At 43.2% G+C, this 21,317-nt stretch carries 16 protein-coding genes; 7 read left to right on the top strand and 9 right to left on the bottom strand.

Annotation, left to right across the window (positions count from 1 at the left end; translation table 11 throughout):
• Positions 1-32: 32 nt before the first annotated feature.
• On the bottom strand, positions 33-1,496 hold the full coding sequence (locus ACIROD_RS11150; protein ID WP_402940729.1) for an aldehyde dehydrogenase family protein: 1,464 nt from the start codon (positions 1,494-1,496) through the stop codon (positions 33-35).
• 798 nt (positions 1,497-2,294) lie between these two features.
• Here ACIROD_RS11150 and ACIROD_RS11145 point away from each other — a divergent pair.
• The gene (locus tag ACIROD_RS11145; RefSeq protein ID WP_402940726.1) at positions 2,295-3,077 is read left to right on the top strand and encodes a response regulator transcription factor; all 783 of its coding nucleotides are present in this window, start codon (positions 2,295-2,297) and stop codon (positions 3,075-3,077) included.
• Between the two features lie 268 nt (positions 3,078-3,345).
• On the opposite strand, the gene ACIROD_RS11140 is transcribed toward ACIROD_RS11145, so the two are convergent.
• The 8 genes from ACIROD_RS11140 to ACIROD_RS11105 form a co-directional block, all read right to left on the bottom strand.
• Positions 3,346-4,641, bottom strand: a complete 1,296-nt coding sequence (locus ACIROD_RS11140) for a uracil/xanthine transporter (protein WP_402940723.1) — start codon at positions 4,639-4,641, stop codon at positions 3,346-3,348.
• A gap of 436 nt (positions 4,642-5,077) precedes the next feature.
• Positions 5,078-6,319, bottom strand: a complete 1,242-nt coding sequence (locus tag ACIROD_RS11135; RefSeq protein WP_402940720.1) for an amidohydrolase — start codon at positions 6,317-6,319, stop codon at positions 5,078-5,080.
• A gap of 28 nt (positions 6,320-6,347) precedes the next feature.
• Positions 6,348-7,598 carry an amidohydrolase family protein gene (locus ACIROD_RS11130; protein ID WP_230177122.1) on the bottom strand — a complete coding sequence of 417 codons (1,251 nt, stop codon included), beginning with the start codon at positions 7,596-7,598 and terminating at the stop codon, positions 6,348-6,350.
• A gap of 24 nt (positions 7,599-7,622) precedes the next feature.
• Positions 7,623-8,870, bottom strand: coding sequence for an amidohydrolase family protein (locus ACIROD_RS11125; protein WP_230177120.1), 1,248 nt, complete (start codon positions 8,868-8,870; stop codon positions 7,623-7,625).
• Positions 8,871-9,396: 526 nt separating this feature from the next.
• Entirely contained in the window at positions 9,397-10,962 is a 1,566-nt protein-coding gene (locus tag ACIROD_RS11120; protein WP_402940714.1) for a glutathione ABC transporter substrate-binding protein, read from the bottom strand.
• A 100-nt stretch (positions 10,963-11,062) separates the two neighbouring features.
• Complete coding sequence (locus ACIROD_RS11115) at positions 11,063-12,562, bottom strand: chlorohydrolase family protein (RefSeq protein ID WP_402940712.1); 1,500 nt, start codon at positions 12,560-12,562, stop codon at positions 11,063-11,065.
• Position 12,563: 1 nt separating this feature from the next.
• Positions 12,564-14,072, bottom strand: a complete 1,509-nt coding sequence (locus ACIROD_RS11110; protein WP_402940709.1) for an amidohydrolase family protein — start codon at positions 14,070-14,072, stop codon at positions 12,564-12,566.
• 66 nt (positions 14,073-14,138) lie between these two features.
• Entirely contained in the window at positions 14,139-15,695 is a 1,557-nt protein-coding gene (locus tag ACIROD_RS11105; protein WP_101224402.1) for a glutathione ABC transporter substrate-binding protein, read from the bottom strand.
• A 210-nt stretch (positions 15,696-15,905) separates the two neighbouring features.
• Between ACIROD_RS11105 and nikC the strand changes: the two genes are divergently transcribed.
• From nikC to ACIROD_RS11075, 6 genes are all read left to right on the top strand, one after another.
• Entirely contained in the window at positions 15,906-16,808 is a 903-nt protein-coding gene (nikC, locus tag ACIROD_RS11100; RefSeq protein ID WP_101224403.1) for a nickel transporter permease, read from the top strand.
• A 12-nt stretch (positions 16,809-16,820) separates the two neighbouring features.
• The gene (gene nikB, locus ACIROD_RS11095) at positions 16,821-17,741 is read left to right on the top strand and encodes a nickel ABC transporter permease (RefSeq protein WP_101224404.1); all 921 of its coding nucleotides are present in this window, start codon (positions 16,821-16,823) and stop codon (positions 17,739-17,741) included.
• A 12-nt stretch (positions 17,742-17,753) separates the two neighbouring features.
• Complete coding sequence (locus tag ACIROD_RS11090) at positions 17,754-18,776, top strand: ABC transporter ATP-binding protein (protein WP_402940704.1); 1,023 nt, start codon at positions 17,754-17,756, stop codon at positions 18,774-18,776.
• Between the two features lie 2 nt (positions 18,777-18,778).
• A complete protein-coding gene (locus ACIROD_RS11085) occupies positions 18,779-19,765 on the top strand; it encodes an ABC transporter ATP-binding protein (protein WP_402940701.1) in 987 nt (328 codons plus the stop codon).
• 88 nt (positions 19,766-19,853) lie between these two features.
• Positions 19,854-20,621: a sensor histidine kinase gene (locus tag ACIROD_RS11080; RefSeq protein WP_101224407.1), complete on the top strand. Its 768-nt coding sequence runs from the start codon at positions 19,854-19,856 to the stop codon at positions 20,619-20,621.
• Entirely contained in the window at positions 20,618-21,316 is a 699-nt protein-coding gene (locus tag ACIROD_RS11075) for a response regulator transcription factor (protein ID WP_101224408.1), read from the top strand. The genes ACIROD_RS11080 and ACIROD_RS11075 overlap by 4 nt, the downstream gene beginning before the upstream one ends.
• Position 21,317 lies beyond the last annotated feature (1 nt).

Raw genomic sequence — 21,317 nt, 5'->3', positions numbered from 1 at the left:
TATATTTTTAACTTTCATTAGAAATAATAGTCTTAGCCACCGTACCAATTTAAGCCTTTTTCACTTAAATCAATCCATACACTCTTTGAGTGTGTATACATATCCATGGCTTGTACCCCTAATTCTCTACCAAATCCACTTTGTTTCATTCCTCCAAAAGGAGTTGTACTATCTAGCATACTGTACGTATTAACATAGACAGTTCCTGCTTGGATACCGCGCGCCATACGATGAGCTCTTTTTAAGTCATTGGTCCATATCCCTGAAGCTAAACCGTAAATAGTATCATTTGCTTGTCGTAGAGCATCCTCTTCATCTTTGAAGCGAATAACCGACACGACTGGTCCAAATATCTCTTCACGCGCAATTGTCATTTCGTTGGTTACATCTCCAAAGATGGTAGGTGTGAAATAATATCCATTTTTCTTGCCTCTTTTGCCACCCGTCACTAATTCCGCACCTTCTTCAAGACCAATCGCTACATACTTTTCAATCGTCTTTAACTGTTGTGCGGAAACTTGTGGACCCATTTGTGTTGTCGCTTCAAGGGGATTTCCTACCCGTATTGATTGTACTTTACTAGCAAAAAGATCCATAAATTTATCATAAATACTTTCTTGGACAAATAAACGAGAACCAGAAGCACAAACTTGACCTTGTGCAAAGTAAATGCCAAACATCGCTCCATTAACTGCATCTTCAAGAGTGGCATCGTCAAATACAATGTTAGGTGATTTCCCTCCCAATTCTAACGAAACTGGTTTCAAGTTTTTTGTAGCTGCTTGCATAATTAAGCGACCCGTGTCCGTTGACCCCGTAAAGGCAATTTTATCGACGTCTGGATGAGAAGCTAAAGCAGATCCCACGGTTGAACCTGGACCGGGTACAATATTAATCACCCCATCAGGAATACCGACTTCTTGGAACAGTTTAGCCAGCTCTAAAATACTTGTTGATGTTTCTTTTGCTGGCTTAATTACAATTGTATTTCCAGCAGCTAAAGCAGGAGCTAATTTCCACATCGTCAGCATTAAAGGAAAGTTCCAAGGGACAATGGCGCCAATTACACCTAATGGTTCTTTTAGTGTGTAGTTGAAACGATTATGAGGTGATGCTAATGTATCACCCTGAACCTTGTTTGCAAGTCCTGCATAGAACTCCAGTACATCTATGGTAGAAGGAAGCGCTATATGCTTGGTTTCATTGATTGGTAAACCATTATCTTTTGATTCTACTTCCGCTAAAAAGTCTGAATTCTCCCGCATTTTCTGAGCTGCTTTATACAGAAGTCTACCTCGGTCACTAGGAGACATAGTCGCCCATGGTCCGGATTCGAACGCTTTTCGAGCTGCTTTAACTGCATGGTTTAAATCTTCCTCGCCCCCTTGTGAAACAAGGGCATAAACTTCTCCTGTGCCAGGATTAATCGTTTCAAATGTTTCTCCTGAGAGTGAATCTGTCCATTTTCCATCGATAAATAGTTGATATTTATTCATTTTCTCCACCTCTTATTTATTTTTTTGATAAAAAATCGAAATTACTAACCATACAATTTTGAAAAAAATAGCTAGGTTTCCTTATGTGATGCGTATCTTGAATAAGCTAAAAGCCCCTAACTTTGTTTACACACAGAGTTGAAAGCGACTACATTATTATGATTTTTCAACATGGATAATGAACTCTTAAGTCTTGTTTTTTGGTAAATGGCATCCATTAAAATTGAATGTCATCAGGAGTAATCCTTAGCTCTTTAAACTTCATTCGATAAACTCTATATTCAGATAGATATGTCATAATGTAGTCTGAAATCTGCTCATTTACAGTGCTTCTATTTCAGCACGAGTTAGCGTTTCAATTTCTGAATTGTCCATGAAAGCATACCTCTTCCATTATTTTATTGATTTTTTTAAAGAGATAGAGTAATTAGTAACTCTAAAAATCACATAAATATACCTAAAAATTCAACAACCGTTACAAAAACGTTATATAAATAAACATTACTCTCCTTCAATTACCCTTAATTCAATAACTCAGAAGTGTACTATGCATCCACTTATTCGGTTTTGATAAGGAGATGTTTATTTTCCTACCTCACACACTTCCGTTCCTTTCATCTCCTTAGGTTAATTTTAAAAAGTCTTTTAATTTATGAACTATTACATGTTAGTATTTTATATTATCCAGAAAAATCAAAAAATTTACTATTACCCAAATGGGTCATTTTATATCAAAAAGTAATTCATTTTATTTTAAAATGTTATATAATCAAAAAAAGTTAACTTGGAGGAAAGCCTATGAAGGATATGTCTAACCCCAGCTATAAAAAAATTTTATCTTTTATGGATGAAATTACTTTTTCTAATGTAAATTTCCGTGAAAAAGTACTACAGACCTTTGAAAATTTATTTGGTTACTGCCAATCTGTTTTTTGGTTATGTGATGATAATAATGACTTGATCGAACCTATTACGTTAAATATAGATAAATATGTTATGGATGATTATCTTAATAACTTTTATCAATTAGATTTGCTAGCCCCAAAATATAATAGGCTAAAAGCAAGTAAACAAACTGTTATAAAAAACCTTGATTTACTTCCGCCTGAATTATATGAAAAAAGTGTATACTACAATGATTTCATGTTTAAATATGGATTTTATTATGATGTGGGTGTTTTTTTATATGATAGAAACAGCATTAAAGGTGTTCTGAACTTCGTTAGATCCAAAAAGGAGAAGCCTTTTAGTACATCCGATATTATGTGTTTAGAGGTTATTTCTAGGTTCTTATCGCAAAAAACAAGTGATTTCCCTTATCCTTCTGTAAGCGTTCCCAAAGAAAACATTAATCCTTTGAAAAATAAGATTCTGGCTAGTTCTCAAGATCTCAGACAACCAGATTTAACATCAAAAGAAGCAGAAATATTACAACTGGTTCTAAAAGGCCATACCAATATCACCATTGCCAGCGAACTATTTATTAGTGTTAATACAGTAAAAAGACATTTGCAAAATCTTTATAGAAAGTTTGATGTCTCAAACCGAACAAGTTTATGCTATAAAATTGTTAAACCTTAAACACAATCAAAAAAACCAGAAGGCCCCAACACCCTTCTGGTTTTCATATTAATTGCCTTACAAGTACCTTTTTTCTTCGTCATTTACAATGAAAAAATCCTTATTATAAAGATTGCCCCACCCTTGTTGATGGGAGAATCACTTATGTACTGCCGTATCCAATCAGGCGTTTCTCCATGTCTTTTAAAATATAAGAAAGCTGTATAGAATCTTTAATAGGAAGTTACCTCTTGTGCTTAATAAGAATTCCACACATCACTCTTTCCAATTAGTTCTGCAGTTGTTCATATCGATTCCAGTTTACCGATTTTTCCAGCACGATTGATATTAATACGCCCATTATGAGCCCATTGGTCAAAAAGGGCTGTAGAAGCGCGGGAACGTTCGAAAATGCATTAGGAAGGATGTTCATCAAACTTACTCCAATCAATACCGGCACGGCAAGCCTGAAAATCGTATCTGAGGTGAAATGCTGACCCTTGACGCTGTTGAAAGCCGTACCGAACAGCTGTAGATAAGCAACGAACAATACTGCATTCCCGACTGTTATCGGCATGGTGGCCAGGAAAGAGATGAAAGGAGGAATGAGCCCAATTATGGTCAATAACATGCCTCCAAGTAAGAAGGGCCTCCGCTCATAGATTTGAGTGCTCTGCAAAAATCCGATGGATGAAGTAAAAGGTGTATACGGAACAAGACCAAGCACCGGAGCGAAAATGGTAAAGCCGCCAGTCATGAATAAAGAATTTCGATACTGCTTGTGTTCAGCTTCATCGCCGATTAATTCCGATGCAGCCTGAATCGAAGCGAACGTGTTGCACAAATTCAGTAATCCTGCGAAAAAGGAAATCGCTATGATCCCGAATTCCAGGTTTGGAGCACCTAATGGGAAAAATGAAAAAGCGGCACCCGTCGAGCCTATTTCTCCCCCGGCCTCCGGAAATAACAGCTCGTAAAAAATCCATCCCACCATAATTCCGATCAATATCGAGAAATTGCTTATGGTCCTTGGACCTTTTATCTTTAGTATACTTACTAAAAGTACAATCCCCACTGATAGGAAACTGACCGGGATGTTGATTTCCCCATTCTCCGTTATCCCCAGCATCCCCTTAAAAAAGACAAAAATGAGCTGGAACGTCAGAAGGAATAAATAAACCGTCATGACCATGGGAGTGAAAATCTTCTGGACATAAGAAATAAGGTTGAAGGCAGAAATAATGACAGTCACGACACCAGCGGCAATGAGTCCAGTAGCAATTCCCCCTCCTATCTCGGCATAACCTAGCCCTATGGATGGTGCAGATAGTCCTAAATTCAACATCACTCCCCACAATAGACCGGAGTGACCTTCCATAAGTGGATACTTATGCCCCTTCCACCCCTGAAACACGCAAGCGATCCCGGTGAAAATGAGCGAGCTTCTCATGGTCATTTCCGTGACATTGGGAGGAAGATCAAAAGCTGCGCCAATAGATATGGGCACTACTACCGTATTTGCAAAAATAAAAAACAACCATTGAAAAGAAGAAAATAGAGTCACAGAAGATCTCCAACTTTTCATAGATTCCATCTCCTTTGAACATGATACTTTTTAAAGCTCATGGTGAATTTCAATTGCCCTTCCCTTCAAAGGCGATAGGGCAACATCATGATAGTAAACGCGGTCCCCCGAGGGTCGCTGCCATTGCTGGACAGATGTTTTATGGCATATGATCTTTGCAGATCGTATGCAAGATGATAACGTTACCATTAATAGTAACAAAGACTGAGTCTCCCTGCTAATTTGTTGGCTTGACTACTGTTGCAAGGCAAATGGGCAATCAGAAGCGAGACCGTTTTAAATAAATTGGGGTATAACAGTAATGAAATGAGAGCAAAAAAAACACTTCCTCAGCATATAACATAAGTAAGTAAAAGTACATGGAAGCCGTTCCATACCCAAAACGAAAAAGGAAATCCGGAAGTATCCAGAATTCCTTTTTCGTTTAGTACTACCGTTAAATTGACTGCTTTTGTTTATATAGTGAACCGGCAACTAAGTTCCCCTTGTAAATGACCGCTTTACGTTCAGAACGCCTGGCAACTGCCTCTGCCGAACAGCTTGCGTCAATCAACACAAGACTTGCAGCATCCCCCGCCTTCGGCCAGACCTTGTTACCCTTTTCATCCAATGGGGTTTTTCCCCCAGTTATATACCCGAGTGTTCGGGAAAGTGAGACTTCATCAATCCATTTGAAACGTTCTGCGAGCCTCCCTGCTCTCTCTAGGATGTCACCATTCCCAAGAGGTGACCATACATCAAAGATATTATCATTTCCTACCGATACTTCAACCCCTCTTTCTTGTAATAAATCGACAGGGGGCATCTGCCTGTTAATAGGGACACTGGTGACGATGGAAATCCCCGCATCCCTCAGAACGTCAGCCAGTTCATAGGCTTCTTCCCTGGATACGTCCCCGATACCGAAAGCATGGCTTAATGCCACCCTGCCTTCCCAGCCCGCTTGCTTTGTCAGAGCTGCCAAACGTTTCATGGTGAACGTGCCCAGATGGCCTGGATCATGTAAATGCAAATCCACATCAGCGTTCGCTTCCACTGCTAAATCCATCAATTGAACCAGCGATGCTTCAATATTGTTATCGACTGTCGCTGGATCCACCGCCCCGACGATTCCTGCTCCGTTTCGCAATGCCTCCCTGACAAGCTTGACAGAACCGGACCGCAACAATCCGTGCTGGGCAAATGCGACTATTTCCGAACTGAGTCTATTGGAATAGCCAGTAAGCGCCTGTTGTACTTGCTCTAAGTTTTGCAAGCCCACTTCCGGATAGATATCAACGTGAGTACGGATATGTGCAGATCCAGAAGCTAAAAGGATTTCCAGTAATGATTCTGCACGTTTACATGTGCTTGTTGCAATGGAAGGCAGCACCCTCTTCTCATTTTCAAAGCGTTCAATGACACTTGAAGAAGGAGTGCACGCCCTCCAAACATCCCCCATCAGTGTTTTATCAAGATGAACATGCTTTTCAATGAAGGATGGTAACGCCAGCAATCCTTTTGCATCTTCCACTGGTAAATCATCACGTATGGCTTCTCCATCTTTGACAATCTTCGTGATTCTCCCATCCTCGATCAACAGATGAAATAGCCCGGTCATCGTTCCTGTAACTCTACCATTCTCTTTTCGGTAGCCACATTCCAAACGAACATTCTTTAACCAATAGATTGTATTCATGATCTTCATCCCTTCTTGATATAGACCTTCAATTCTTCTTCAAGGCAAATTCGCGATCGAGTCCGCCAAAAACCACATTTCCATCGACCATAACGGCAGCACGCGTCGATCTCCTGGCAACTGCCTCGGCAGCACATGATGCATCCACAAAAACCATACTTGCGTCATTTCCCACATTCGGCCATAAACGATTACCTTCATGGTCCAGTGTCTTGACCCCGCCCGTAATGAATTGAAGCGATTGGGACAATGCATACTCGTCCTTCCAGTTATACCTCTCGGCCAATCGGCCGGCCTTTTCCAGCATATCTCCGGTACCGAATGGTGACCAGGAGTCATAAAAGCCATCGCATCCGAGAGCAACATGGACACCTTTTTCATGCAGTGAATCAATCGGGGGAATGACCCGGTTAATCGGAACCGTAGACATGACGGCTATCCCCAGGTTTGATAATTCACCGGCCAGTTCATTTGATTCTCCGATTGAAACATCACCAAGTGCGAAAGCATGACTGATGGCCGCTCTGTTTTTCCACCCTGCTTCATCGATCAAAGAAGCCAGTTTCTTGATCGTATATAAACCAAGATGACCGGGATCATGTATATGAATATCAATATCTGCATCAAATTCAACGGCCAGATCAACCATTTCATATAGGGAAGCTTCTATATTATTATCCACTCCGCCAGGATCCAGGCCGCCCACTAATGACGCCCCTTCTTTCATCGCCTGTCTCATCAGCCCTTTTGAATTCGTTCTTAGCAGTCCATGCTGCGGGAAAGCCACGATCTCGTATGTCATTTTCCCACTGAAACTACTTAGCGCCTTTTGAATTTCTTCCAAGTTCTTCATACCGATGTATGGATCGATGTTAACATGCGTCCTTACATGCGTTGCCCCGCCGCTTAACAATAGTTGAAGCATCCGTTCAGCCCGGAGCCGCCCGGTTTCAGCCAGTTCAGCAAGCTCTTTTGCTTCTAATTTTAAGCGTTCGATTAAGTTCGGAACCGGAGTGCATGATTTCCATGGCAGTCCTAAATAAGTCTTGTCAAGATGGTTATGCATCTCTTTAAAAGGAGGAAGTGCAAGCAGCTTTCCCGCGTCGTGAACAGGACCATCCGTTTTCAAAGGCATAGTTGAAGCCAATTGCAAATCCTTTATGACCCCATTTTGTATATACATGTTGTATGTAGCTGTCTTCGTCCGATCAATTCGTTCATTCTCAAAAACAAATCCACTATCAAGCGTAACGTTTGTAAGCCAGTATGCTTCATTCATCAAATCACTCTCTTTAATAGAAGATTAAACACCTGTCGTCTCAAAAGATGAAATAGATCCGCTAACAACATTGCCCCTGAAGATGACAGCGGCACGCTTTGCCCTTCTAGCCACCGCTTCCGCTGAACAGCTTGCTTCAAGCAAAACGATATTTGCCTCATCCCCGACATTAGGCCATGTCTTGACCCCGTCTTGGTTTAATGGGGTCTTCCCACCTGTTATGAATTGCAGGCTTTGCGCTAAGGAACGTTCTTCAATCATGCGGAACCTCTCTGCAAGGCGACCGGCCTTTTCCAGATTGTCCCCGATGCCAAAGGGTGTCCAATGATCAGTGATGCTATCATTACCCAATTCGACTTTCACCCCTTTTTCATGAAGCAGGGGGATGGGGATCGTTCTGAAGATGGGCACTGTGGATGTAATCGATATGCCTGTTTCCGAAAATCTTTCGGCGATGCCCGTTGCCTCCGGGACTGAAAGATCTGCCAAACCGCTGGCGTGGCTAACCGTTACCCTTCCTTGCCAGCCTGCGTCTTCCGTAAGTGAAGCTAGGCGTTGCATGGTGAAGAGACCAAGGTGATCCGGATCATGTAAATGGACATCGATATCGGAATTGTATTCAACCGCGATATCCATGATCGTTTCAAGTGACCGCTCTATGTTTTCATCAATGGTGGCTGGATCCACGCCTCCTACCAGATTTGCCCCATTCCTCATGGCCTCCCTTACTAAACCAGCGGAATTGCTGCGTAATAGTCCATGCTGCGGAAATGCGACGATTTCATACGTCAATTTATCACTATATCCTTCCAGTGCCTGAATGGTCGCCTCTAAGTTTTTCAGTCCTATAACGGGGTCAATGTTGCAATGTGTGCGTATATGGGTAGATCCGAAGTCCAATAATAAATCCAGCATTTTCTCTGCCCTTACTTTAGCGGTAGGCAATAATTCTGGCAGTAAAACCTGCTCTTCCTCTATCCGGGTTTTCACGCCATTAATGGCAGGCATGCAAGCCTTCCACGGACCGCCATAGTAGGTTTTATCTATGTGGATATGCATTTCCTTAAACGAGGGGACCATCAGGAGACCATGAACATCATGCTGCGGGTCCTGATCCGTTATCGATTCCTTCGCCAATAAAATGGAGGATATTTTTCCATTTTCAATCTTGATGTGGTAATGACCGGTTTCAGTGCCGGTGATCGTTTCATTTTCATTATAAGTAAAACCATTTTCCAAGCGTACATTCGTCAACCAATACGATTGAGACATTAAACTCACCCTTCCATTTCAGATTGAACATGCATCACTTTCATTATAGTTTTAAAGATCAGCAAATAATTTCAGAATTTTTACTCGTTTTTATGTTATTTTTACTTATTGTGCCAAAGAAAAGGCTCCCTAAAATGGATGAACTCTTTCAGATTGGAGACAACTCTATGAAAACTCAGTTTGCCTGCAGTATTTTATTTAATAAGTTCAATTGATTTAGAAAGCCGCTCCCTTTTTTTGTAGACGTTGATTGAATCGTAAGGCACTCGCTTTCCGCGGGCGGTCCGGGAGCCTCCTCGGCGTTTGCGCCTGTGGGGTCGTGCTTTTCCCGCAGGAGTCTCGCACACCCGTTCCAATCAACTTTGTTAGAACATTTAGATCGTAACCTTATCTGAGGAAATGAAAATGCTTTGGGTCAATTGGTTCGGGAACATCATTTGATTAAATATCGTTTTCCGAACCCCATTCGTTTACAAAATGAAAGGCTCACCCTAAAATGGATGAACCCTTTGTTCTTATCTGCGCATCACTTTATCGTTACGTCATTTATCTCCAGATAGCCTGAAGGGCTGATTGAAAATCCTTTTACATCTTTCGCGACTGCAGCAACATTTTCTATGACCCTTACAGGAATATACGGGGTGTCACCCATCTCGATTTCCTGTGCCTCTGCGTATAGTTCTTTGCGCTTCTCTTCTTCTTTTTCCTTCCTCGCGGCATCTATTAAACGATCAACCTTTTGATTGCTGTAAAAGAATGTATTGCCTGCCGCTCCCTGTGAATCGGTATGAAATAGATTATATTGATTATAATCAGCATCGCCGGTCGCGTTTCTCCAACTGATGATGAACATTTCCGATTGCCCTTTATTCACTTGTTCCACGAACGAACCGTACTCCATCACCTGTACCTTCAAATTAATGCCGATACCCTTCAGTTGGGATTGCAGGACCTCGGCCAAGTTAACTCTTTCTTTACTGTCCATTGTCAGGATGGTTGCATCCAGTCCCTCAGAATATCCAGCTTCGGCCATCAGTTTCTTTGCTTCCTTCAGGTTGTAATCATAGGCTTCGAGATCTTCGTTGTACCCGAATACTTTAGAGCCCATCAAGGAGTTCGCCTTTACTCCCACATTATTAAAGACACCCTTGATGATCGAGTCCATTTCAATGGCATGAGCAATAGCTTTACGTACCTTTACATCATTGAACGGTTCATTATTGACATTGAACCCTAAATATTCGGTTCCATACCCTTCACTGCGGTAAACGTCCATTGCCGGTGAAGATTCCACCTGGTCCATTACAGCAACAGGAAGAGGCTCTGCGATATGCGCTTCACCGGTTTCTATCATCGATATCCTCGTGGAGTCTTCCGGGACGACCTTGAATAGGACCTTGTCCACTTTTGGCTCATCTCCCCAATAGCTGTCGTTTTTCTTCAATATGATTTCCTGGCCCGGGGACCATGAATCAAAAACGAAAGGACCTGTTCCATTCGGTTCCTGGATAATCTTTTTGCCATACTTTTCAATCGTTTTCGGACTGATGATTCCGCCTTCATGATTCGCCAATATGGAAAGGAGAGGGGAAAAAGGTTCCTTCAAAATGAATTGCACGGTAAATTCATCAACCGGTTTCACCTCTTTTACCATATCGAATACTACCGCTCTGGGAGAAGCGACCAACGGATTCAATAGTCGATCAAACGTCTTTTTTACCGCATCTGCATTAAATGGTGTGCCATCATGAAACTTTACATCTTCCCTAAGCTTGAATTCCCAGGTCGTGTCATTTATTTGCTTCCATTTTTCTGCTAGCATTGGCTGTATCTCACTATTCTCATCCCGTTGTACAAGACCTTCATAGATTTTATGGTGAGTGACGCTAGCGGCGTTAATCGTGGACATGAACTGCTGATCCAAATTCTCGGCGTCGGATAAGCGGGCAATAACCAATGTACCCCCTTCGTTTGATGCTTTGTTCGGATCACTTGCTGTTGTGCTTACGTCATTGTTAGAAGAACAGCCTGTAATGATGATGGCCATGATCATGACTAGAAAAAACTTTCCTGTCCCACGTTTTAACCCCATAGACTTCGACCTCCCAATTTCATTTTTTGAATACTTATCTAATTATAGGAAATATTCTGACTATTCATTTCGAATATCTTTACTATGTTTTTCATTTTCTTTACTTGTTTTCATAAATGGCTTCTGGATCGCTTATCGATTCCACGACCTTGAATGATGGCTTAAACAATTCTTTCTCGGGAAGCTCCTGATAATCCCTTTCCATATATCCTTTTCTCATCTTTTTAAAATATTGCTGCCCCTTATATTTGATTTCCGTTAAATCAAGTTCGGGGATTATTTGATCCTTCATGACCACCTTTCCATTGATGATCGATAATTTAACGTCCCTCCCAGACCCGCTTAAGAACATGGTTCGAATCGGATCATCGATTACTCCCATATGGAAACCGTCCAAGTCAATCGCGATGATATCCGCCTTGGCCCCAACTGCGATGCGTCCTAGATCGTTCCTGCCAAGAAAAGCGGCCGCATCAAGTGTGGCTGACCGAAAGAAATCGGCATATACAGAGCCTTCCGTTTCTCCTTCCGCCAGCCGTGAGAGCATGCTGCCTGTCCTAACGTTCTGGAACATATCCGGAGGGAATGTGTCCGTTCCAAGGGCTATATTGATCCCAGCCCGTTTATATTTAGCGAAAGATTCCAACCCTTCCCCATGCCTACCGATGATCAGCGGGCAATGAATCACCGTTGTATTCGTTTCAGCAAGCAGCTTCAAGTCATCGCCCTGGCCATATTTCGCTTTACTATATCCTGATACAAAGTGGGAGTGCGGGATCCCTGTTCTTGGACCGAGAAAGCCAAGGTCGTATAAATATCTGATCGGTGTAACCTGATGGGCTTCCCATATGGTGTTGAATTCAAAACTTCCTTGTGCAGCATGAAGCTTTATGGGTACTTCCAATTTTTCGCTGTAATATTTAATCTGTTTTAATTGCTCTGCCGTTTGAGACTCTATACGTTCTGGAGCAAGCATACTCCTGACCATGCCTTCATAGGCTCCATCGAATTTCCCCACAAACTCGACCGCTTTCCGTAACCCTGCTTCACCGGCTTTTTCATCCCAATGCAGTTTAATTTTCCCGTCAGGCTGGATGACTCTCATTCCTGATTGGAAACTCGGACCAAGGTAAATCCTTAATCCCAATCCAGCGGCATGTTCTGCCGCAGCTGCCAATTCATTATAGGTTTCAGCCCAGCTTTTATAAAAAACGGAAGTGATGGGCATCGCCGTCGTCACGCCATGAAGAATGAGTTGTGAATAAGCATATAGAGATTTAAAAGCTTCTTCTTCCTCGGTCATTAATTCAGGATGTCCGCTTTTTATATAATTCTCTGACCAAAGAAGGTTTTTCTGTCTGTCGGCACCGGCCTCAAAATGTAAAATATCATGGTCAATGTCCCCTAATGCATTTAAATCTATGAACCCGGGACTGATAATGGCGTTACCGGCATCCATTACCTTGTCCACTTCTTCAGGATAATTTTTTCCGACATACAGAATCGTGTCTTTTTCATAAACAATTTCTGCGTTTTCCAAAATGACATGATCGTATCCATCATATCCAATTACATATCTTCCTTTAAGCTTGGTTTTCATCTTATTCCCCTTTCACCATCACGGCAGCGTCTTCGCGTTCGTCATATCGCTTTTCATCTACATAGGCCCTGGCATGCCCCCAGAAGTATTTCGTCGGCTGCATATACTTTTCGAGCCCGGCACGCTTTATCGTTGAAAAGGCCTCCTCATTTGCTTCATCAAGCACTGTACTTTCATGGACCGTCCGTACTTTCCTTCCTTCCATGATCAATTTGCCATCCACGATGACATGCTCCACATCATTCGCCACTGCTTGAAATACAAGCCGGTGAACATGCATGAATTCAGGGGTCAGATGAGGCTGATGCAGATTGACCGTAATGACATCCGCTTTTTTCCCGATCTCAAGGGAGCCTATTTCATCATCCCAGCCAATGCATTTCGCAGCATCTATCGTGATCATTTCCAGTAGCTTGCCTGGAGGTAAATAATAGTAGTCCCTAAGCGCTGCCTGGTGAACAAACTGTGTTTTCCTCATTGCCTGAAACATATCAAAGCTTGTGGAAGGGGAAGTCCCATCCGTGGAGATTGCCACAGTTGTCCCCATCTCCAATAATTCGGTTATCGGGGTACGGGCATGAACCTGGCCAAAACCAGGTGATGCACTGACGTTGGTACCTGTTTCAGCCAGTATTCTTGCCTCATCGAAGGAAATGCCCCGACAATGCTGTAAATGGACATCTGGACCCAATAGGGCATTTTCCTTATCCTGTATCGCTAAATGAATCATCCCGCCAAAGGCATCTGAGTGAATGCGTGTTTTATATTTCCTGGCAATCTCCCTTATTTTCTTCGCTTGATAAAGGTCATGATCAGTCAGCCCATAAAGCCTGTCCGGTGAGGTGGGATTCGAGGGATCCACTGATGTAACGATGACAAATGGTGTAATGAAGGCTCTCGTGCGGTCTTCATTCGCATGGTTCAGCGCCTCGATTACAGCTTCCGCCCCCTGTAACACTTCTTCATAGGAAACTTCCCTTACCACTCGCTTTCCTTCGATCCACCGGCTGAATGAATGGGGCCATGGAGGGTTGCAAGGACCCGTGCATACCACATCCCTGATTCCCACTTCGGCGTATGCTTTTGCATGATTGATGGCGAAAATCGGTTCATCGGACCGCGGCATGGATCCCAACACGCTAACCCCAGTTGTCACGCCCGCCTTTAATCTCTCAAGCGAGGATAGCTTTCCTTCGTAATACCAAAAGTCATCCGTAACAAAATGCTTATACGCATTCGTCATGATCGGCATCCAAAAATCAATATTCTCCATTGCAATCGTTTTGAACATGGAATGCCCCCCATGACCATGAACATCTATCAATCCAGGCAATATGCACTGATGGCTGCAATCCATGACTTTAACTGCCTCATACTTCAATTTCAGTTTTTCCGTTGAATCTACGGCTAAAATCCTTCCTTGATGTATGGCAATGGCGCCATCTTGCAGAATTCTCCTGTTTTGATCCATGGTTATCACGGTCCCATGGATTAGCAGTAAATCTATCATATTTTCCCCTCCTAATTGAGAAGGCAGCATAACTTCCTTATGCTGCCTTCCTTTTGTGATGAATTCCTACTTCACGGTTACGTCATCAAGCATTAAATAATTTGCCGGATTCAGCCAAAGTCCTTTAACCGTCCCGCCATATACGGCCAAGTGTTCATAGTTACGGATAGGAACATATGGAACTTCTTCCCTTTCAATTGCCTGAGCCTTGGAATATAGTTCCTTACGTTTATCTCCATCCGATTCTTTACGTGCACTTTCAATCAATTTATCAACTTCCGGATTGCTATAGAATGAACTATTTCCCGCAGCACCTTGGGATTTGCTATTGAAAAGATTGTATTGATTATAATCTCCATCCCCGGTAGCATTGCCCCAGCCGCCTATCGCTACCTGGTGCTCACCTTTGGCTGTCGCATCAATGTAAGCCCCGTACTCAAGGACTTGAATCTTGACCTTAATTCCAATTCCTTTTAACTGGGATTGAATCACCTCGGCCATATTGATCCTTTCCTTACGATCACTCGTCGTCAATGTAAACTCCAAACCATCCTTGACCCCCGCTTCAGTCAAGAGCTTCTTCGATTCATTAATATCATAGTCGTAGCCTTTTATATCCGGATCATAACCAAACACCTTCGGGCTCATTGTTGAATTCGCCCTCGTACCGACGTCGTTATAAACCCCTTTGATAATGGAATCAACCTCGATGGCATGTGCGACCGCCTTACGGACCCGTACATCATCAAAGGGTTTTTTCTTAACATTGAAGCTTAAGTATTCAACTGCAAGTCCCTCCGTGCGATATAAATCCATCGTGCCTGACGCTTCGATTCTATCAATCTCCGTCACTGGCACTTGATCGGTCACATGTGCTTCACCCGTTTCTATCATTGCAATCCTCGTGGCATCTTCAGGGACAACCTTGAATACCACCCCATCGATCTTAGGCTTATCCCCCCAATAGTCCTTGTTTTTCGAAAGTGCGATTTCTTCACCAGGCTTCCACGATTTAAAAACGAATGGCCCTGTCCCAACGGGGTTTTGAGCCAGTTTGTCACTATTTTCCTTAATCGCTTTAGGGCTGATGATGCTTCCTTCATTACTCACTAAAATCGATAACAGCGGAGCATAAGGATATTTCAGCTTGAATTGTACAGTCGTTTCGTCAACGACTTTAATTTCTTTGATCATTTCCAATTTACCAGCCTGCGGAGAAGCTGTTGCCGGATCCAGTACCCTGTCGAAATTGGTTTTCACCGCTTCGGCATTGAATGGAGCTCCATCATGGAATTTGACTCCCTCCTGCAATTTAAACTCCCAAGTGACATCATCCAGTTGTTTCCACTCTTTTGCGAGCAGCGGTTTAGGGTTCATGTTTTTGTCAGGAACGACCAATGTTTGATAAACCTTTTCATAAACGACGTTTGCAGATGGAATGTCTGTTATGAAATGAGGGTCAAGGGTGGTCGCATCAGATAATCGCGCGACGATCAGCGTTCCTCCTTCCTTCGCTTTTTCTACTGTTTCCTTACTGCCGGTTTCTTCTGTTGCACAGCCTGATAAAACGGATGAGATGCCTAATAAAGAAGCAAAAAGCAACCCAATCATACTTTTTCTCATTCTATTTCCTCCCTTTTCAACCTGCCTTTGTTTCTCCAAGTAACTTTCAGCTATGAGTACATCGGGCTTAATGTAAATTATAAAAAAAAACCGAATTTTATATTTTCAGAATCTTTACTCATTTTTTAATTATCTTTACTGCTTTTCCGCATCATATTTACTTCAATACCTTTTTTGAATAAATTGAATGAAAGAAAAGGAGGAAATCCAATGAAGCCAGAGGTCGTCATCAATAATACCGAATTGAATGTAAAAGAAAGAAAAACTCCGAAACTAAGACACTGGAAAGCTTTTTATAAAAAATTCAAGCGAAATAAATTGGCATTGGTAGGCGGGTACATCGTACTTTTTTATATTTTATTGGCTATCTTTGCACCTTTGATCTCACCTCAGGATCCCTATGAAATTGATTTAGTCAACAAACTCCAGACTCCGTCAGCCGAACATTGGATGGGTACAGATGATAAGGGAAGGGATATTTTAAGCAGATTATTATATGGAACACGGCTTTCATTAACGGTTGGATTTGTCTCTGTATTCTTCGGGGCGTTCATTGGCATACTCCTCGGGTTAACAGCTGGTTATTACGGAAAATGGATCGATACCGTCATTATGAGGATTGTCGATGTTCTGCTGGCTTTCCCGGGAATACTGCTTGCACTTGCGATCATTAGTGCCCTTGGTCCAAGTTTAATCAATGTAATGGTAGCGGTCGGTGTCTTTTCCATACCGATGTTTGCCCGGATTGTACGAGGTTCCACATTGTCAGTCAGGAAGCTGGAATATATCGATGCCATTCGTGCATTGGGAGCAACTGACTTCACGATCATCTGCAAGCATATTTTTCCGAATATTCTATCTCCCGTCATCGTTCAAGCCACATTACGTCTGGCAACGGCCATTCTGTCGGCAGCCGGATTGTCATTCCTGGGACTGGGAGCCCAGCCGCCCTCACCAGAATGGGGCGCGATGCTGAGCAGCGGACGGGATTATTTGTTCAGTGCCCCCCACATCGCTTTGTTTCCGGGGATAGCGATATCAACACTGGTACTTGGTTTCAACATCTTCGGGGACGGACTTAGAGATGCCCTGGATCCAAGAATGAAAAAATAAGGAGGAGAGAAAATGTTCGTATTCATTATCCGACGGGTACTTCAAACCATACCGGTTTTACTGGGTGTAAGTCTTGTTGTTTTCCTCATCATGCAAATGGTCCCGGGAGACCCGGCAACACTGCTTGCAGGTGAAGGAGCGACTAAAGAAACGATTGAATCACTGCGTCATGAGCTTGGATTGGATCGTCCAATCCTCTATCAGTACGTTGACTATGTCCTTCATGCCGTTCAAGGTGACTTTGGAGAATCACTCCGCAGCAGCCGCCCTGTTTTGGACGAAATCATGGTCCGCTTGCCCATTACCCTTGAACTGGCACTTGCCAGCATTTTCATAACCGTTGTGCTTGGAATGATCGCAGGAATCATCTCGGCTACCAAGCAATACTCGGCAGCTGACATTTCCATCATGATCGTTGCTTTATTGGGAATCTCGTTACCTAGTTTTTGGCTGGGCCTCATGCTTATCTACTTCTTTTCCGTGAACCTTCATTTGTTTCCGGTTTCAGGTTGGGGAACTTTCAGCCACATGGTTCTCCCAGCCATAACCCTTGGGGCCGGCGGTGCGGCCATCGTTGCCAGGATGACCAGGTCGAGCATGCTTGAAGTCGTTCGCCAGGACTACATCCGGACCGCGAGAGCCAAGGGATTAAAAGAATATATCATCATTTATAAACACGGCCTGAAAAATGCGCTTATCCCCGTCATTACCGTAGTTGGCCTCCAGTTCGGTGCACTCCTTGGCGGTACGGTATTGACAGAGTCCGTTTTTGCCATCAATGGACTTGGGAGATTGATAGTCGATGCAATCAGAACGAGGGATTTGCCGATGGTCCAAGGCGGGGTCCTCATCGCTTCCGTTATCTTCGTATTCATGAATTTAGCGGTGGATGTCCTCTATCGATACTTTAACAAAAGAATAGACTTGAACTAAGGAGGTATGATGATGAAACAGGATGATGATAAAATACTGGAGGTAAAAAATCTGCAGACATACTTTTTCACTGATGAAGGAACGAGTAAGGCAGTCAATGGAATCAGTTTCTCCCTCAATAAAGGGGAAACGCTCGGAATCGTCGGAGAGTCGGGAAGCGGGAAAAGCATAACATCACTATCATTGTTAAGGCTCATTCCATCGCCACCCGGTAAGATTGCCGGTGGCAGCATCCTTTTTAAAGGGGAGGATCTGCTTACGAAGTCTGAAAAACAGATGCGGTCCATACGCGGTAATGAAATTTCGATGATATTTCAGGAGCCGATGACATCACTGAATCCCGTATATACAGCGGGCGAGCAAATTGCAGAAGCGATCAGGCTCCATCAAAAGCTGGGAAAAAAGGAAGCATGGAATAAAGCGGTCGACATGCTTCGGCTCGTCGGGATCCCCTCACCTGAAAAAAGGGCAAAACAGGAGCCGCATGAGCTAAGCGGCGGAATGAGGCAAAGGGTCATGATTGCCATGGCACTTGCCTGCCATCCTGAGGTTTTAATAGCGGATGAACCGACAACAGCACTGGATGTGACGATCCAAGCCCAAATTCTCGAACTGATCAAGACGCTGCAAAAGGATTTCGGGACGGCTGTCATTTTGATTACTCATGATTTGGGAGTCGTATACGAAACCTGTGATCGGGTTGCTGTCATGTACGCAGGGAAAATCGTTGAATACACCTTGGCCAAGGAAATATTCACAAACCCAAAACATCCTTACACAATCGGTTTATTAAACTCCCTTCCGCGTCTTGACATGGACCAGGAAGAACTGACTACAATTCCAGGGACCGTTCCAAGTCCTTACAACATGCCCAAGGGATGCAGCTTCGCTCCCCGCTGTGCACATGCGAAGAGCATTTGTGAACAAGCCGTACCGGATCTCCAGGCTATCGGCCCAAGCACCGAGGTCAGCTGCTGGATGTTCACCCCCCAATGGGAGAAGGAATATGACGCTCAAGAGAAGGTAGGGGTTTAATGATGGGTGTACCAGCTGCAGAGAAAAAGGTCCTGCTTAAAGTGAATCAATTGAAACAGTATTTTCCGATCAAGGGCGGATTTTTCGGAAGAACCATCAATCATGTAAAAGCCGTTGATGACATTACCTTCGATATCAAACAGGGTGAAACCTTAAGCATAGTCGGCGAATCCGGCTGCGGAAAATCGACTACCGGAAGGGCAATCCTTAGATTGGATGAACCGACAAGCGGGAGCATTCACTTTCAGGACAGGGATTTACTGAGTTTAGGAAAAAAAGAAATGAGGCGTACCAGGAAGGATCTGCAAGTTATTTTTCAAGATCCATTTGCCTCCCTTAACCCGAGACAGACTATCGGCCAAATTCTCGGAGAAGCTTTAGCGATACAAAATGTAGTCCCTAAAGAAAAACGAAAGAGCAGGATCGAAGAATTATTGGGACATGTAGGGCTGAGACCTGAATCCATGGAAAGATACCCGCATGAATTCAGCGGCGGCCAGAGACAGCGGATCGGCATTGCGCGGGCTCTGGCAGTGGATCCAAAATTGATCATATGTGACGAAGCAGTTTCTGCACTGGATGTCTCCATTCAAGCGCAAGTGCTGAATTTATTAAAATCCTTACAGCGCCAGTTCGACCTTACCTTTCTTTTCATATCACATGATTTAGGTGTGGTCAGACATATCTCGGATCGGGTGATGGTCATGTATCTCGGAAAGATAGTCGAGATAGCCGATAAAAAGTCCATTTTCGAACAGCCCCAGCATCCATATACAAGGGCATTGCTATCGGCCATCCCAGTACCGAATCCTGTGCATGAAAGAGAACGGATCCTATTGACGGGTGATGTGCCCTCACCCATAGACCCTCCAAACGGCTGCCGCTTCCATACACGGTGCCCTTTCGTACAGGATATCTGCAAAACACAGCTACCCGAACTGAGACAATCTGCACAAAATCATCAAGTCGCTTGTCACATTGTGTCATAAGCTGTAGATTTCCGGAGGGGTCTTTAGTATGATACTAATAAACAGAATAATTCAAGTTATTTAAAAATATAACCAGCAGAGGTTCTCCATGCTAAGTTACGAGGGATTCACCTTAATTATCATGCTCTTCATTTTAGCTCCCATCATGGGAGCTATCGCTCTTTTATTTCTATTCATATTCGAGAAAAGGATCGACCTTCTTGAAAATAAAAACAAAGAGATCCGCCTGGAGCAAGCACTGCAAGAAGCACAATATAATAAATTGAACCAGCAAATCCAGCCACACTTTTTGTTTAATACACTAAATGTCATATTGGGCTTGGCCCGCCTGAACAGGACGGCTGAATTGATACGGGCCTTGGAGGCATTTTCGCAATTCCTGAAATTCAAATATAAAGCATCAGAACCATTGATCCCCCTTTCCCAGGAAATTCAGTATACCCAGCATTATCTCGACATCCAGACCCTTCGCTTCGGTGATCGGCTCAAGATTGACATGGATTGCCCGGAACCATTAGCAATCGCACTTGTTCCCCCCTTCATTCTTCAGACATTGGTGGAGAATTCGTTTAAACACGGTTTGGAAAAAAAAGTGGGTGAAGCCCTGCTGCATATCCGGTTTTATCTGGAATCGCAGATGGTGTATCTGGAAGTGGCGGATAATGGGTTAATGGGAAAGGAACCATTCGTTACGGACGAAGGCGGCCATGGCCTGGATAATATCCAAAAGCGCTTATATTTGTATTTCAATGATCGTGCACAATTGAATATAGCTTCTACTGATTCGGGAACTAAGGTAGAGGTATCATGGCCACTGGTTTTTGATAAGAAATCGGAGGAGGCGGAGCCGGAATGAATGTATTATTAGTTGATGACGAACCATTGGTCCTTGAACAAATGGAATATATGATTCAGTCCATATACCCTTTTTGGAAGTTTCATAAAGCTGCTGATGCCTGTCAGGCACTGACCCTCAACCAAAATCATAAAATCAACCTCGCTTTCCTTGATATTAACCTGCCGGGGCGATCGGGTCTTGAATTTGGTGAAGACCTAAGGGCATTAAACAAAGAGGTCGAAATCATCATGGTGACCGCGCATCAAAGTTTTGATTATGCCCAGCAATCCATCAGGATAGGCGTGGTTGATTATTTAACGAAACCTGTAATAGAAAGTGATTTGCATAAAGTCCTGGCCAAGTATGACAAAAGGGAATCTTCCCACAATTATTCAACCCTTATTCACCATTCTCTTTCATTCATTCATGAAAACTATGCCGAAAAACTCTCCCTTTCGGACATCGCCCGTGAAGTGCATACCAACCCGACTTATTTAAGCAGGAAATTCCATGAAGAAGTCGGCACTTCCTTTTCGGAATATTTAATGCACTATAGAATAAAGGCCGCAAAAAGGACCTTAACCAATAACACCAGCTGGAGCATATCAGACGTCGCTGAAAAATCGGGTTTCAATAGCCAGCATTATTTCAGCACTTTATTCCGGAAGATAGAGGGAATCACGCCAAAGGAGTTCCGCGAGAAAGGAAAATGAA

Source organism: Peribacillus sp. NPDC101481 (assembly GCF_044767165.1).
Classification (GTDB): domain Bacteria; phylum Bacillota; class Bacilli; order Bacillales; family DSM-1321; genus Peribacillus.
This window is presented reverse-complemented; position numbering and strand designations above follow the sequence as displayed.

Coding starts and splice junctions, on each gene's coding strand:
- ACIROD_RS11140 (WP_402940723.1), bottom strand. CDS start 4,641: ATGAAAAGTTGGAGATCTTCTGTGACTCTATTTTCTTCTTTTCAATGG.
- ACIROD_RS11120 (WP_402940714.1), bottom strand. CDS start 10,962: ATGGGGTTAAAACGTGGGACAGGAAAGTTTTTTCTAGTCATGATCATG.
- ACIROD_RS11105 (WP_101224402.1), bottom strand. CDS start 15,695: ATGAGAAAAAGTATGATTGGGTTGCTTTTTGCTTCTTTATTAGGCATC.
- ACIROD_RS11130 (WP_230177122.1), bottom strand. CDS start 7,598: ATGAATGAAGCATACTGGCTTACAAACGTTACGCTTGATAGTGGATTT.
- ACIROD_RS11115 (WP_402940712.1), bottom strand. CDS start 12,562: ATGAAAACCAAGCTTAAAGGAAGATATGTAATTGGATATGATGGATAC.
- ACIROD_RS11135 (WP_402940720.1), bottom strand. CDS start 6,319: ATGAATACAATCTATTGGTTAAAGAATGTTCGTTTGGAATGTGGCTAC.
- ACIROD_RS11085 (WP_402940701.1), top strand. CDS start 18,779: ATGGGTGTACCAGCTGCAGAGAAAAAGGTCCTGCTTAAAGTGAATCAA.
- ACIROD_RS11075 (WP_101224408.1), top strand. CDS start 20,618: ATGAATGTATTATTAGTTGATGACGAACCATTGGTCCTTGAACAAATG.
- ACIROD_RS11150 (WP_402940729.1), bottom strand. CDS start 1,496: ATGAATAAATATCAACTATTTATCGATGGAAAATGGACAGATTCACTC.
- ACIROD_RS11145 (WP_402940726.1), top strand. CDS start 2,295: ATGAAGGATATGTCTAACCCCAGCTATAAAAAAATTTTATCTTTTATG.
- ACIROD_RS11125 (WP_230177120.1), bottom strand. CDS start 8,870: ATGTCTCAATCGTATTGGTTGACGAATGTACGCTTGGAAAATGGTTTT.
- nikC (WP_101224403.1), top strand. CDS start 15,906: ATGAAGCCAGAGGTCGTCATCAATAATACCGAATTGAATGTAAAAGAA.
- ACIROD_RS11090 (WP_402940704.1), top strand. CDS start 17,754: ATGAAACAGGATGATGATAAAATACTGGAGGTAAAAAATCTGCAGACA.
- ACIROD_RS11110 (WP_402940709.1), bottom strand. CDS start 14,072: ATGATAGATTTACTGCTAATCCATGGGACCGTGATAACCATGGATCAA.
- nikB (WP_101224404.1), top strand. CDS start 16,821: ATGTTCGTATTCATTATCCGACGGGTACTTCAAACCATACCGGTTTTA.
- ACIROD_RS11080 (WP_101224407.1), top strand. CDS start 19,854: ATGCTAAGTTACGAGGGATTCACCTTAATTATCATGCTCTTCATTTTA.